The sequence below is a fragment of the Paenibacillus sp. GM2 genome, from assembly GCF_900069005.2.
GTDB lineage: Bacteria > Bacillota > Bacilli > Paenibacillales > Paenibacillaceae > Fontibacillus.
Window position 1 is genome coordinate 3242732 of sequence record NZ_LN831279.1, and the last position, 15827, is coordinate 3258558.

A 15827-nucleotide genomic window follows, 5' to 3' on the forward strand; every position below is an offset into this window, starting at 1 on the left:
CACTCATTCTTTATTTCTTGGCACATAAGGGAAGTGTGAACTTCTTGTAGGCTCATCTAGGTGTTCAAAAACTCTATGACTTCCCGTTGGAGTATCAGGTGTACTGATGTTTCCGTCAAATTCTTTATAATACTTGGTTATCCGGTTTGGATTCGGATTATTGGGGTTTGGCCAATTTGAAAATGCCTTATCAGGATTGATCATTGTTTCTTGCCTTAATTTCTCCACATCAACATCTTTCCCATATTGTGACCGATTGGGAGTAGATGGTCTACTTGGATTATACAGGTGCTTTTCAGAATGAGGATTGACAAAATCTTTGGGATTGCTTCCCCCATCGAATTTTGTAGGAACTGGAGCATTCCCCTTCCCCTCACCCCGCAACATACTTCCAATATTATCGCCTGCAGCACGCTCTCCCATATTAGGGAGGGTTTGTTCCTTACACAACCCCAGCGGATCCACATATTTCACCGGATCCCCGTTGACATAAGCATAACGGTTAAAGGTTTGACCATCTCTTATATCCCCACGGATTAGATCCCGGTTCAGGAATCGCTTCAAGCCAGGGTGGTAGTAGCGGGCTCGCATGTAGTATAAGCCGTTCGGGTCGGTCATGACTCCGTCTCTACCGTTGTACTGGAATGGTTGGGAGATGGTTCCTTCGTGCTGCTCTAATTCTCCATATAACCCATAGGTGTATCGGTCGGTTACCATCCCCTGCTCATTCGTCAGTAGGGTGGTACTTCCACGTAAGTCACTGTGGTAACTAGAGTACTGCCCTTGGGCATCTTCACGCCCAATTAATCCCAGTCCATAGATATAGTATGCCTTCACTTCCCCCGTTTCGTCCAGTTCCATTAGGACTTGGCTTAATCGGGTAGCATCATCCACGACATATCGGGTGGTTTTACCCCGATAGGTGAGTGAGATCCGCTCGCCCTTCCAGTCGTAGCGGTAACTCGCTTTCCCGGAGCGTGTCAAGCGGTTTCTCGCGTCATACTCATATGCGCCCATCTTCTCGCCGTCGCTATAGTACAAGAGATTGCCGTCGGCATCCAATTCCACCGGATATAGACCAACGCTAGATAAGCGATTGTCCTTTCCGTAGGACAGCCTCCATGGCGAAGCTTGTTGACTATCCCGTGTTTCTGTCAGGTTGCCCCCGGTATCGTAACTATACTGGATCTTCCGACCACCCCAGGCTCCGCTAATCAGTCTACGCAGCTTATCATAGGTATACTGCTTCTCCTCTTCCTGGGTGATCTGTCCGATTTCGTTATAGACATATCGATACTGCTGTAGCATGATTCCCTGCGGCGATTGATCTTTTAACCGTGTGAGCTGACCTGCTACATCGTATTCGCGCTGCTCTCGCGTACCGTTGGGACGAAGGGTTTCCTGCAAGCGGCCATTCCTATCATACGTATACCGGGTCACCCTTCCTTTCCAATCTCGAACCTCGGTTAATTCACCCGCCAGGTTATAGCGGTATTCCACCACTTTGCCGTCCGGATACGTCAGCTGCGTTAAGCGCCCAACCACGTCATAGCCATACCGGATCGAGTGTCCCCATACATCTGTGCTTTCCACCAGTCTTCCGGCCGCGTCATATTGCCGGCTTGTGCTGGCTTCACCCTCTGTCGCAGAAATAAGACGTCCATCGCCGTCATAACCAAATTGAATACGGCCCACTTCATCCTTGGCCTGCAGCAGTTGACCAGCGGCATCATATTTATACGTAGTCTCTTGATCCCGGGCATTGCTTCGCCCGCTCATCCAGCCTCGCTCATCATACGTATAACGCCGACTTCCTCCCGAAGCATTTGCTTCCTCGACTAACAAGCCGCTTCGGTCATAACGAAGCTGCGTGGTATTGCCGTTGGCATCCGTATAAGAAGTAAGCTTGTTCTCCCCATCATAGCTCTGCGTATAGCGGGCTACGTCTTCCTCGATCACTTCCTGCAAGCGATGTGCCGCATCATAGCGATACTCGGTTACTTTTCCTGCCGCGTCCGTCCGCTCTACAACCTGATGCATTGCATTAAACCGGTGACGAGTGGTATGGCCCAGACCATCGGTTACTCCTAGCGGATTTCCTGCCGCATCATAGGCGAGACTCAGTACGGTCCGACCTTCCGCATCTGTCACCGTCAGTTGCCGTCCGGCGGCATCGTAGGTATACGCGACAGGTCGTCCTAACGGATCGATGATCTGGCTGATCCGGCCCGCTTCGCTATATTCGAAACGTGTAACGGCCCCGGCTGCATCCTGCTCCGAGATCAAGCGATCCTCTGCATCATAAGAATAGCGCTTCGTATTCCCCAGTGGATCGGTAATTGTCTCGACTTGTCCGCTTGGCGTATAAGTATATCTCGTCGCAGCTCCGGAAGGCATACGCACCTCCAGAAGCTGATCGTTCTCGTTATACGTATAGTTCCACGTTCTTCCTAAGGAATCGATCACTTGTGTCAAATTATCCTTGGCATCATAAATCCGGCGCAGTTTACCATCCAAAGCATCTCTGACGCCATTCATCCGGCCTGCTTCGTCATAGCTTACTGTCCGAAGTCGGCCTTCTCCGTCTTCTATCGCGATCAACTGGCCGCTCTCTCCGTACTCAAACTTCGTTACACCGCCATTGAAGTCCTGGTAAGAGATACGCTGACCGTGTTCGTTATATTGAATTTTCGAAGATGTTCCATCCGGCTTAGTGATGCCAGCAAGGCGTCCGTGCTCATCATATCGATAGGAAGTCACTCGGCCCAGAGCATCTCGTTCCTCGATCAATCCATATCGCTCATCGTAGCGATAGGAAGTTGTATTCCCAAGCGGATCGGTCCAGGAGATGAGTTGTCCGTTGGAATCATACAACTTCTGAGTTGTCTCCCCAAGCGGATTTGTTGCACTCGTCTCGAGCCCCGTCTCGCTGTACGTAAACTTTTGCGTACTTCCATCAACTTCTGTCACCTCAAGCAGCAGATAGTTCTCATCATGCAGGAACTGACGCTGTTCTCCCAGACGGTTCGTCAGAGTCGTCCGAGTGAACCACGGCTGGCTTTCCGTATCGTATTCTAATCGGTTAACCCTTCCCTCGGCATCCTCTTGGGCAATGATCCGGTACTGTTCATCATATGTATTCGCAAATTCTAGTTGTCCATTAATCAACATCTGCAAGATCCGGCCTTCCGAATCACAAACGAATTCGGTCGATATCCCCGTTGGATTCACGTATTCTCGTAGATAACCTTGCTCATGATAGTGAAGCGTCACTTCTCTGGAGCCATCACTGATCGATTGAAGCAGTCCTTCTTCGTTATATGTCAAAGTAAAAGAGCGATCCGTTAAAGAATCGGTCAAAGAGACGAGCTGTTCTTGTTCGTCATAACCGGCTTCTAGTATAAGGCCATAAGGATCGACATGAGCTTGCAGTTGCCCCTCCGAGTTGAACTGATATCGCTCCCGGGAAGAACGCAGCTCCAGCTCATAGCCAGATTCCAACTGACGCAAAATATCTCCCTGTACGTCGATATCCCGGCTGCGGTAGCTTCCATCCTCCTGACGGATAAAACGGTTGCGACGCCCCGCATTCCACCAGACGGTAATGGTACCCATTTCCTCCTTCTCCCACTCCAACCGAAGCGCATAGTTATGCGTCCAGGCCAAGCCCAGCTCACTGCGCTGCAGAAGGCCGGAGTTATAGTCCAGTACAAGCTCCCAGGTCGTAGCCCCGTAGAGCTTCATGACCGGATGCTTGATAAACTGATGCCCTGTTCCCGCATGGATCGGGTCCGAAACGTGACTGAGGCTATTTCGCTGTGCTGAATTCATTTGCTGTACGCTTCCCCCATTAGACTGAGAAGGTTTGCTTCTTATTGTAAAATCCCCTACTTTTCTCTCTGCCTCAACTACATTCTCAGCCTGCCTCACTCCAGAAGCCACATCTCCGCCTGCATTCGCCGACTTCCCGGCTGCAGATAGACCACCGGCAACTGCAGCGCCCCCAGCTCCGGCGATACCTGCTGCTACTACTCCTCCATCTGTGATCGTCTCACCAGTCTTGGCTCCACCTGAGACTTTACTACCATCGGCGACCACCTCTACGACTCTGTCGGCAGATTTTATATCGTGAGCAGCATCCGCTATCTTACCTCCGGTACCTATTGCATCTCCGATCTTCTCAGTAGCCTTTGCAGTTTCCGTTACACCTTCTACGACTCGTTCCCCTGATTTCACAGCATCCGTCACACCGGTCACTTTGCTAACTAAGGCAATACCTCCAGCGGCTTCCGTGGCTACTTTACCAAGCTTTGCTGTAGCAGAGACGCCCTTACCCAGCGGTCCCAGAATACCCACTCCCCGTTCCCACAAAGCCAGCTTGTCGCCAGTCACTAAATCACGACCGGTTACTGCCTCAATCAGTCCCTTGGCATTGCCAACAATCGGTACGAAGTCGAGTGCCATGCTCACTGCGATCCCAATAAACTTCCAGGCACCGGCACTAATGAGCGGTTTGCCCTTGCCATCCGCCTCCTGGAACTGCTCACCCTTCCGCTGTGACAGCTTTGACAGTTCCTCCAGCTCTTGACGAATCTCCTGAAGCTGCTGATTAATCGTCTGATAGGTGCTATCCACATCCGAACGGCGCCGGCTCTCCAGCGTTAATTGACCCATCGCCCGCCGCAGGCTCGATTGGATGCTCTCCAATTGTGCCTCCGCTTGCCTCAGATCTCTCCCGGTCTGCTGCAGGTCGGAGACGTTGACTTCGATCTTCAATCCAATTCCCCCTTAGCGATTCTTACTGGCTGCTCGGGCATACGCCTCTTGCTGACGTCGGGCTAGCTCTTCCTGCTCTCTTCTTCGATCCTCTGCAAGGTCAGCTTGGCGGAATGCTTCAGCAATTCGTTCCAATGTGTCTGCAAAGGCATTCATCTTATCCGCTGTGCGACCCATCTTGCTATTCGTTGATCGAAAACCTTGAATAAACCACTGATAAGCATTGCCTTTCCAGACTATCGATGACACTCCCTGATTTAATCGAGAGGCTTCGCTTGTTAATTTACCGCTTCCTGCACGTACTTGCTTAGCGATGCTCTGCAACTCATACACATCCGCACGGATTGGCATAAGTTCATTTCCCCCTTTTAATAAGTAGTTGAATCCGCCTGACTAAACCGCTTGGCTATTGCATTCAGTTCGTCTCCAACATCCTTGAGCATTGCAGAGACACTCTCAAGCTGCTTATGTGCATCCGTATAAGAGGAGTAGAAGCGCTCTCTCGAATTTCCCTCCCAATCTCCCTGCAAGCCATCAATTAATGACTTCAGTTCCTTGGCCATGTTCAGATTCTCTTCACTGCAGCGTAAGAAGCGATCCCCAATCGTATGAATTTGTTCCGGTTCAATTTTAATCTTCTTAGCCATCATCTATGCTCCTTCCAATACGATATCGAACTGCTCGGCAAATCTAAGTAACGAATCCAAGAATATCTGAGGCTGATAAGCCTCAATTCGAAGTACCTGATCATCCGGTTCAGTGACAAGATACAATTCATTGTTGTCGTGAGCATAATGATAGGCTTCCTGATACCAAGCCGATCCAACTCTTCTCCAATACACAACTGAACCATCCTTCTGACCATGATGAAAAGTATTCACAATAGAATGCGCCGCTTCATCATCACATCCGGAACTAACCAGCTTATGAATTTGCAACTCCTGATCCAACTGATTCCATCGATTCCAATCCATCTCCATTAAGTCCACCCGACAATCCCGCTCCGACTGCAATTGAAGTGGAAAAAAACCAAGCAACACATTCATCGACAACTCTGCATTAGCCACCGGACATAGAATAACCTCATTCTCCTCGTCACTAGTTCGTTCTACTACAATCTGCGGCAAGAAATATAAGAAGGCATCATAGTGCTCTACGCCGCGAATATCTTTCTTGGCATGAATGACATCTTCTGCCCCACACGCTGCTATACAAATGCCTAACACATCATCGATAATCAAGCTGGAATCAGAGGCTGAATCGATCTTCAAATACCCTAAATCCAGAAGCTGCTTCTTAATGGCTTCATACTCTTCCTCTAGCTCCTCTATGAGAAATCCCCGATAAGGATCTTCAAATCCGGCAACATTATGTATCTCCATCATCTGGGTCAAAAAGAAGAATTGCCCCTTCGTAAGCTGAAAAATAAAATTTTCCTGTTCCATGCCGCCTCATTCCTCCTAAAAATGATTAAAAATATAGAATGCAAGTGCTAAAACGATAAGCATCACCGAGACAATGAGCGTTATAAGCCATACATTTCGATAAATGGATCCATTAGGAATCTCTTCTTCGGATTTCAGCAAGCTTTTAATAGGTGAAGTAGAAGTGCTGTCGGAGACATAAGAATTGTCAATTGCCTGCTGAACCTCAGCCATGGCGATTTCAATTTCCCGCAAAATAGATGGATTATCCGCGTACTGTTCTACTAACTTTCCATATTCCCACAAAGCAGAAGGAAGTTTATTTTGCCCTTCTAAGCTGCGCGCTTTTAACAGGGCTGCTTCCATCTCTTTACTAGGAAAATCCCGCATAGCAAGCGGATTGACGGGCTCGTTGGGAACCCCATCTTCAAGGGGTTCTTCTTGCCCTATCCCTTGTATAGCTTTATTAACGATATCCGTTTCCTGAGACTGAGAATTAGGCGTTTCTGGCTCTCTTTTCCTTTTTACCGAGGATAGCTCAATCGCCCACTCACCGAACGATGGACATAGATTTAGTTGCTCAGCATTCCATACTCTGGCGAACATTCCTGAGACGACGACACCATAGTTCTCCTCAAGCACCCGCAGCAGCAACGAGAAGCGTTCGCATTCTTTCTGCATCTCCTGCGGATCGAAGAAGCTTTCCCCCCAGGACATACCGCGAACCTCCGCACTGCTCCATGCCAATATTTCAGCCAGAAGCACTCCCCCAGAGAAGCGATTATAATGGAGCCCCCACGGGTATTCTTCATGGTGATGGACAGGCATATAACCGTTCAGTCCCTCAGGTAAATAATCAGGTTCTAGGAATCCCTCCATGAACATATCTTCCACATCAATCAACTCTACCTTTGCCGGTTCATCCCATGACGTAGTCTCAGGAATATCGCATAACATTAAATTACTGGACGATAGGTCAATATGTGCGGCTCCCTTTTGCTCCATTTCAGCAAGAGTATTAGCTAGAGCCAGCGCCAGACTCCGGCATTGTTCAACGCTCAGCCCGGTTCTCCCCAGCAATACATCCGTCCAGGTTAATCCCTCGATCCAGGGCATAATTGAGCTATATAACAACTCAGGGTATTCCTGAAGTAATTCCATATCCTGCTGCGGATTAAGAATCTCCCGGGCACAGACGCTTAATCCCTCTACTTGCGATAATTCATGAAATTGCGACAAGGTATTGATGGCGGCAGGATTCCTAAACAGTGGACGGTAGATCTTCAGAGCAGCCGCGCGACTATTATCAGAATGCAACAGCTTGTATACTGTGCCTTGCCTTCCTTCTTGGCCATAAGGTGTTCCTGGAAACAAAGGATGCTCGGCGATCGTATATATCTGTTCACGAATACAGAACTGACTTCCTGCTTCAGGTGGAAACATGCTGATTAGCTCCCTTTTGAATTCAAAATATTCACTCATAGTATCTATCCATAATTAAGAATGATTGGAAACCGTCGAATAGGATTGTACCCTCTCAATTCTTAGGTAATAACCATCCATGACCCCCAGATCTTGAAGGCTCATAGTAGGCTGAACTGCCTTCCATTCCGTTCCACCGCCGTTAATAAACCATCGGCAACTGGTAAAATCCCCGCCAAAGGCCATCCATTCGTTAATCCCCCGCAGCATTGGTTCAATGATATCAACGAGCGGCGCATTGTTCGGCAATTCCAAATCAATCTTCTTACCGGTAGAGTCTATGATAAGCGTAATTAATGTTCTATCCATCTGTTATTTCTAACTCCCTTCTAACCTCTTATAGGCGTTGAGGCCGACATTTGGAAACCCAGAGATACCAAGTCCGCGCTTGTTCCAGGCAGCATCATCAGAGCTCCCGGCCGAATGGAGTAGGCGGATTCCATCATCATCTCCCGATAGCTTTCGGGAATAATAGAGGACATCCTCATTAACTTCGCCGAATAGGGGTCTTCAGTAGGAGAGTCCGGCATTAGCCCCTTCCAGGACCTAACATCCTTCACCTTGCTATAAACGGCCTCATCCGTTAGAAAAATATTCTCAATAAGAACATTTCCATCGGGTACCGCCATTTCCATAATCCGCTTGGCAATAGGCTCAGGATCCTCTCCAGTGTATACACCATCAGTCATATGACAGATGATCGGAGCCGGACAGTGCTCCATGCCCAGAAGCTCATGCTGCAACAGCTTCTCGGCCTGCTTGAACGCCTTCGCAGTATCCGTAAATCTCTTGGGGTACAGCTCCGGCATATTTCCCAGATTGGCGATTCTATCAATCGACTTCACTCCATCCAGAAGATCATAGACTTCGTCACTATAGGCCAATATGCTGATCCGGTAACGTGGAGATAGACTAGAACCCTTTGTCGAACGGTAGATGATCTGTCTGATCGCCGTTTTCAGGGCATCATTTACCACATCCATCCTACGGCGTCCTTCAAATTCCAACGTCATCGATCCGCTAATATCCAATAAATATATAATTAAGGCAGGCGTGCTTCCCGTGGCCTGAATCTGATATTTCACGTTGATTACCCCTCATGGTTCTTAATAGAAATAGATTAAAGGCCAGGCCATAATCTATACCTGGCCTGGCCTTTAGCTTACTGATTTTAACCTTGTTGATCGGCTTGTCTAAAGCGATTAGCGATAGTCTTTAATTCTTCGGAGATAGCCTTAAGGTTCTCTATGTATGTCTGCATATTCTTCTTATCTACCTCATATCTCTGAATGAATTTATTTTGAGTTGCCCCATCCCATTGAGACTGCAGCGATGAAATCGCGGAGTTCAATTTACTAGTTAATTGCTCACTTTGAGAAGCACCATCCAAGAACTGTTTAGCAATCTGATCCATTTCCTCAGGTGTAATTAAAATACGGGCCATGAAATTTCCTCCTCAAATAGAAAATATAGGTTTATGATATAATAGTACTAAATTCACATCTGCTCTTCAATACAATTATTTACAGTAAAATCATTATTGTGACAAAACAGGACTATTTACCCACTTCTTATTAACTTGTTCAATTTGTTCCTCGAGTTGGCTCAAGCCATAGGCAAAGGCATGAACAGTCTTCACTCTCTCAAATTTCCTTCTAATATAGAAACCTTCCCCAGCAGGCAGTACCTTTCCGCTCTGTTCGTACGGCAACTTAATATTAAATAACTGAACATCTGATAAATCTGTTGTCCCAAGCAGCCAACCGAGTTGGGTTGATTTGATTTCCTTCAGCCATGCATCCCAATTCGAATTAAATTCACTTGCTTGTCCTGCTACAATGATCTTGACTCCACATTCTTGTCCATAACGAGTAATGTACTCGAGATGCTCTGTCACATTAAAGTTACTGGAAATTCGCTTGGCGGTAATGTCAGCATCATCGATAAATAGCATGATTGTCTTAAATTGACGATTGTTGGAGGAATCGATCGTTCTCCGCTCTACTTCATCTTTAATGTTCTGCAGCATTTCCTCTAAGCTTCTCTCATCAGAGCTATAACCTTGAGTATGAGGAAGAGATTTTAATACACTTAACCCCGGAGCTGGCCGTCTGAAGTCGCATAAGTATATGTCTATCTGTTCAGGTGACTGATACAGGGCCGAGATTAAACCGAGCGATACCATCATCGAGGTCTTGCCTGACTCCATACGTCCACTTACCATAAAGAACGGGCCATCCTGAGGGTTCCATGCAAAAGGTTTAAGATTGTCCACACGAAGTCCGATTGGCAAGCTATGTTCTGTAAACCTTTCACTCTGCTCCCAAACCTCCTGAAGCGGAACAACCTCCGGCAACGTTCTGATCTCAGATGGCCTTAAGCCATTCCAGCCTTGATCCATTGAAGTGAATATATCCCGTAAAGCCCGCGTACGTGCAGATTCGCTTGAAGCTTGTATGGCAAGTGCCGTTTGGAATTCATAAGGGGGAACGGAACCTTTTACAAATCCCCGCCCTTCAGGCAATTGTCCCGGATTTTTACCTAAGCGTCCTACTGTGTAATGATAGTCACCGGAATCAGATAACAAATAAGCAACGGCATTAGGATAATTACTCCTTACTTTGTCTGTAACATCAGATACTCGGTTTACCGTCAGCATGAAATAAATTCCCAGGCTTGCCCCTTCACGCATTATGGCTTCAGTCCGTTCCTGGAGTGCCTCGAATTGACCTTTGAAGCTCAAGTAACCGTCAATTATGAACAGAATAGCCGGCAGTTTCTCACCTGTTTCTTCGCAATAAGCCAATCTTGATTTAACGCCAGCATCTGCGAATAAGTTTTTGCGGTTGCGTACTTCTTCCTCGAGGTAACCGATCAGTCTGACCACTTTCTCCTCCTGATCATCCTGAATCACGTCTCCAACATGAGGAAGAAGCTTGTAATCCCTAAGCATTCGCCCAAAATCAAGTGCATAAATATGAATTTCATCCGGTTTAGCTGATAAGGCAGTAGAATATATCAAAGATTGAACGAAAGTAGTCTTGCCTGTCCCAGGCATACCGTAAACAATCCAATGGCCTGATTCAATGTCAATATGCAGCGGATACTGGGTCTGGTTAGCCACATCATCGATGAGTCCAATCTTTGGATTTAACGGTTTATTCTTCTCCTCAGGTTCCTCCGGCAGTTGTTCCAGAGCAATGTCAAATGGCAATGGAGGGAGCCAAGGACCTGGAAGACGAGGAATATTATTATTCTCCGCTTGTTCAGAGATATATTGGATTAATACATCAAGCTGTTTCTTTTCGAGACCCTTATCCTCTTTGTGTTCCTGAACGACTTCTGCCAATGGATCCTTAAGTTTGCTGCGTCTTCCATCCAGTCCAACCTCATACAGGGTCCAATCTTCCTGCTTGACCGTCTGGCCTGGACGATATGGAGCGCCGCTCCAAGCAAATTGAACAGATTCGAACACTTCGTTACTGCCGACCTGCAAAAATCCTCGACCAGGATTCGTTATGTAAGCCGCGTCTGGAATCTTCAGCATCTCCCGACTATCCGCCTCATCCTGAACCCTAAGGCATATGCGATACCTGGAGTTGCTCCAAATCTTATCATCAACAACACCGCCAGGCTTCTGGGTGGCTAGCAATAAATGCACGCCTAACGTTCGGCCAATCGCCGCAATACTTACCAGTTCACTCATGAATTCCGGCTGATCCTTCTTCAACTGTGCAAATTCATCAATAACGATGAATAAGTGAGGCAGCGGTTCTCTTTCTCTCCATTCCGTCTTATAGTACTCATCAATATGCTGAACATTACCCGCAGCAACGAATAATTTTTGTCTCCGTCTTAATTCTGCCTTTAAGGAAACCTGGGAACGCTCAATTAGGCCTTCTTCTTCCAGGTTAGTTATCGTGGCGATAACATGCGGAAGACCTTGGAAAGTATTTGACATCCCTCCGCCCTTATAGTCAATCAGCATAAATGCTAGATCGTGAGGGTGATAATGCACCGCCATGGAAGCGATCATTGACTGAATGACCTCACTCTTACCAGAGCCTGTTGTCCCAGCCATAAGACCGTGCGGCCCATGTCCTTTGCGCTCGATCTTATCATGCAGATTAAGGAGTACCGGCTTAAGTCCTCCCCTGACCCCCACTGGAAACGGCAGCGTGTTAGGGTATCGGTTCTCCCCCCAACTCCCCACGACTTCCAACTCATCGACTTTGTCAACATGGAACATATCAAACAAGGTCAATACATTTACAATCTCATCGGCCGAGCTTGTCTTCATTCGATACGGGGCTATAGCTCGCGCAAACTGATCCACTTGGACCAAGTCCAAATGATCAGGAATAAATGGCTGTACATAGGGGATCTTGTCTTTCGGCTTGGAATTAGTGTCCTCAGCATTCCCGCTAGTCACGTTAGTAGAGCGCATAATTCCCTCCGTACCACGCAGTTCTACAACGAGCTCACACTCCTTAGGGAGCAGTTCCCTACTGGGAGCTAATATGACTGTACTCGCAGATATGACCTCCGAGCTCTTAAGAAATAGCGGCAGAATGGGTTCATACTCAAGCATTTCCACATACGGCAAGAAATTTATAAAGAACGGAGAGGCCTTCTCATTTGGCTTCATCCACAACCTGCGCTGCAGCAAGGCAAATAAATTCTCAAGGACTTGCGGCTGGTATCCTCCCTCCTGGAACAGATACCTATGGGTTCTGGTATCATCCCATACATGCGGAAGCCATCTAACCCAATCCCACTTCTCAGCCTGGAGCGCGTTAAAAAAGGCAGTGATCTTGACCTCATCGGGTGAATGATGCGTTGCAAGCTGCGTAGCTATCGTCCGACAGAAGGTAACTAATTCCTCTTCCTCCCCCACCAGGCCAACAACCCGATACTTGTTCAGATCCATGAGGGCGGGAACATTTTGAATCGTCGAGAATCTTTCCGCCAGCTCATTTGCCTTCTGAATCAGCGGATCGTTATCCAGGCCTTCTTGCTTAGGGGCCCTAATCTCAAAACCGCTGGGAACCGTCCCAATTCCGGCACGCACTTTAAGGAAGTCCTCATCCTGCGGAATTCTCTCCCAGATAGCTGGACTCCGATCAGCAACCAATGTTGCACAGAATTGGGGCTCCAAATGAGTTTGATGCCAATTCAAGACGAGTTCATTTTTCCAACCCTGCATAATCTCCCGCTTTTCGTTCAAATGCGCCTCATATTTCTTCACTCTCTGCTTCAGGGCTTCGCGATGCTTGGACTTCTGCTGGATATGAACTAGTACCGGAACAAAATACGATGCAACCATCGTCGACATTGTGACCATTTGGATAATTGCCGAATTGCCGTTGCCTGATCTGCTGTAAAATGCCATCATCGCCGTGGCCCCACCAACGGAGACCATAATTGGTACAATAATAGATATCAAATTCAAAGTTGGTGCCTGCGGCACTGTCGGTGGCTTGAGCAGCTCGATTTCCCGCTTTGCCTGTTCCTTGATTATTCGCGGCGACCTGCGGTAATAGAAATATGACATGACACTTAACCACTCACTTTCCTTAATCTCATGGTGCCGATGAACCATATTGGATAGACGCCACCAATCCCAATTACCCACTTTGGATGTAAAGACTAGGAAAATTATAACATGTTCAATTTGAAAATATTGTCGATTTATGTTGAAACTAACTTTTTTTCTTGTTTAATTCTGAAATTTCTACAAAAAAAGCATTCTGCCAGAAGCAGGATGCTTTCATACTTAGGAAATATGTACTTACTTATGCCTTTTTCGTTTAGAACTTTGGGGGGATCGGAATCTAAATTTTCGTTCTCTGGATATTTCTCCCAAAAGCCTTCTGATAGAGTTCTGGTCCTACTTCATATGTACGATAATTCACTAGCAAGAGAAATTCCTGTTCCTTATCCTCTACCCTACTCTATATATATTCAGGCCTTACATTGAACTCTGTGAAAACTACATCAATAATTATAGTTCTTTTTAAAATATTCAATTCCTGTTTGATTTGCTTTTTCTATGATTTCTTTCTCTTTGGCTTTAGAGGTGCCACAACCAACTAATATTACAGATAAGATCAAGAAGAAGATCATTAATTTCCCTTTCAAAAAATACAAATTCTGTCTATGTACTTCCGGGATTGTCCTTATTCTTTTTTCTCACTCTACAAAGACATCCTGCCGAAGCAGGACGCAAAATCATTGTTAGGAAATATGTATTTAATCTTTTGTTTCTTCTTTTTGAATTAAATCAGGATCTATATTTTCGTTCTTTGGATATTTCTCATCAAAACCTTCAAAAACACTCCCTATTTCTACTTCATACGTCCGATAATTTATCATCAAATATATCGTCTCATCTTCGGCTCCTTGAACATGGCCATGCATACTAACACTGCTACTAATATATTCAGGCATCACCTTAAATTCTGTGAAGACCACATCAATGTTATAGTTCTTTTGAAAATAATCAATGCCTATTTGATTTGCCTTTTCTATAATTCCTTCCTTTTTAGAACTATTCATATTACACCCTCCAAAAATACAACTAATTATCAATATACAAAAGAAAATGATTAATTTCCTTTTCAAAAGCAACCCTCCTTTTTTCTAATTTCCCCCATTCTTGAGACTGTTTAAATCGAAATAAAATAATTGAATTTTTTCTTTTTATTTACTATTTAATTATATATTATATTATATACATATAAAACAACAATTATATTTCAACCACAAAGGAGGGTAAGAAGTATGACATATATTTCTGATGAAATATATCAAAAAATGTCTAAAGCAGCTTATGACCCACCTAAGCCCGGAGAACTATTAAAAAACATAAGCGACCCAAATTGGAAAGTAGTCGAACCTGAAGGAGCCCAATTACATAGCAAAATATCAGGATTTGATGCAGCTGTATTTTACAATAAAAGCACAAACCAAGTAGTTATCGGTTATAGAGGTACCGAGCCTGAATTTGGTGACTTCAATCAAACTCTGAATCGAATTATGGATATCGATGCAGATGCGGCAGATGTTGTCTTCGGGCGTTATAAGAAACTCGAAGAGAAAGTAAACTCGCCGATAAAGACTTTACTTCTCGAGTCTCCATTAGGATTTCTGAGCAATTATCAGCAATATGAGAATAACCAATTTCATCAGGCAGAGGAACTGTATATTGCTGTGAAGAAGCAGTATCCCGATGCTCAAATCACGGCAACAGGACATTCCTTAGGTGGAGCACTGACTCAATTCGTTGCTGCTCGTAATGGTATATCTGGAGTTACCTTCAGTGCCCCAAGTGTAACTAACTTGTTATCTGATGATTTGCTTAAGAAAATAAACAACGGAGAATTTGACAAACAAATTGTTAATTATGTACATCCAAGCGACTCTGTCGGAGCTGGTCCATTATCAGAGTATGGCCGACATGTTGGATCTACTTACTATTTAGGATCGAATTTCGACACGGCAAATGCCAAGTATGACAATATGGATGTCCCTATAAACTTAAGTCTCAATGGCGGCCCAATGTTTAAAGTTGGAGACCTTCCCGGAAGCTGGGGACCAGGTCAAATCGCCAGAGTAATTGATTCATTTAGTGAAAGTAGTAATCACCCAGCCTATCACTCACTTGAAAACTATACTTTCGATGAAAATGGGAACATCAACAATATGTTATTTGATCGTAATACTAGGGAACAAGTACAAGGCTCGCCACGGTGGAGCAACTATACAGAAGCAATGGCAGCTTGGGAGAATTTAAAGAATCGTGGTTTGGATATAATGCATTCTATTGTCGAGAAGTTCTTCCCAATGATGGCCTTGATCGGCGGATCAACTATCCAATTACAACCGGAGGAGCTGAAGGAATCCAGCCAGAAGATTAAGCAGCATGTTCAGGAATTTCAACAATCACTGCCTACTACCCTTCGTTCAATTCAAAATCTCCTTGAAACGAGCCAAAGTCGTTCTTTACAGCCTATTGTGCAGGGAACTATAGATGAACTAAACCAGTTCATTCGCTGGTATTCTTCCACAGCTAACGATATAGCCGTATTTATCAATAAAAAAGCAGACGACTTTATTAGAGCCGACCAAGGCGTAGCCCCTTAA

Annotated in this window: 11 protein-coding genes; 1 reads left to right on the forward strand and 10 read right to left on the reverse strand. The window is 45.7% G+C overall.

All coding sequences use genetic code 11. From position 1 onward, the window contains the following. Positions 1-3 precede the first annotated feature (3 nt). The 10 genes from BN1360_RS24335 to BN1360_RS24380 all read right to left on the reverse strand — a co-directional run bounded on the left by BN1360_RS24335 (position 4) and on the right by BN1360_RS24380 (position 14240). The gene (locus BN1360_RS24335) at positions 4-4776 is read right to left on the reverse strand and encodes an RHS repeat-associated core domain-containing protein (protein ID WP_068782405.1); all 4773 of its coding nucleotides are present in this window, start codon (positions 4774-4776) and stop codon (positions 4-6) included. 12 nt (positions 4777-4788) lie between these two features. Further along, on the reverse strand, positions 4789-5127 hold the full coding sequence (locus BN1360_RS24340) for a WXG100 family type VII secretion target (protein WP_068782406.1): 339 nt from the start codon (positions 5125-5127) through the stop codon (positions 4789-4791). A gap of 17 nt (positions 5128-5144) precedes the next feature. Next, positions 5145-5423 carry a WXG100 family type VII secretion target gene (locus BN1360_RS24345; RefSeq protein ID WP_068782563.1) on the reverse strand — a complete coding sequence of 93 codons (279 nt, stop codon included), beginning with the start codon at positions 5421-5423 and terminating at the stop codon, positions 5145-5147. A 3-nt stretch (positions 5424-5426) separates the two neighbouring features. Then, positions 5427-6221, reverse strand: coding sequence for a hypothetical protein (locus BN1360_RS24350; protein WP_068782407.1), 795 nt, complete (start codon positions 6219-6221; stop codon positions 5427-5429). A gap of 15 nt (positions 6222-6236) precedes the next feature. Further along, positions 6237-7643 carry a hypothetical protein gene (locus tag BN1360_RS24355; protein WP_148466640.1) on the reverse strand — a complete coding sequence of 469 codons (1407 nt, stop codon included), beginning with the start codon at positions 7641-7643 and terminating at the stop codon, positions 6237-6239. 54 nt (positions 7644-7697) lie between these two features. Next, on the reverse strand, positions 7698-7991 hold the full coding sequence (locus tag BN1360_RS24360; protein WP_068782409.1) for an EsaB/YukD family protein: 294 nt from the start codon (positions 7989-7991) through the stop codon (positions 7698-7700). A 20-nt stretch (positions 7992-8011) separates the two neighbouring features. Next, positions 8012-8767 (reverse strand): vWA domain-containing protein, encoded by a 756-nt coding sequence (locus BN1360_RS24365; protein ID WP_068782410.1) that lies wholly within the window; start codon positions 8765-8767, stop codon positions 8012-8014. Positions 8768-8853: 86 nt separating this feature from the next. Further along, positions 8854-9126, reverse strand: coding sequence for a WXG100 family type VII secretion target (locus BN1360_RS24370; RefSeq protein WP_068782411.1), 273 nt, complete (start codon positions 9124-9126; stop codon positions 8854-8856). 93 nt (positions 9127-9219) lie between these two features. After that, positions 9220-13317, reverse strand: coding sequence for a type VII secretion protein EssC (essC, locus tag BN1360_RS24375; protein ID WP_195714306.1), 4098 nt, complete (start codon positions 13315-13317; stop codon positions 9220-9222). A 617-nt stretch (positions 13318-13934) separates the two neighbouring features. After that, positions 13935-14240 carry a hypothetical protein gene (locus tag BN1360_RS24380; protein ID WP_068782413.1) on the reverse strand — a complete coding sequence of 102 codons (306 nt, stop codon included), beginning with the start codon at positions 14238-14240 and terminating at the stop codon, positions 13935-13937. Between the two features lie 225 nt (positions 14241-14465). Between BN1360_RS24380 and BN1360_RS24385 the strand changes: the two genes are divergently transcribed. After that, positions 14466-15827, forward strand: a complete 1362-nt coding sequence (locus BN1360_RS24385) for a lipase family protein (RefSeq protein ID WP_068782414.1) — start codon at positions 14466-14468, stop codon at positions 15825-15827.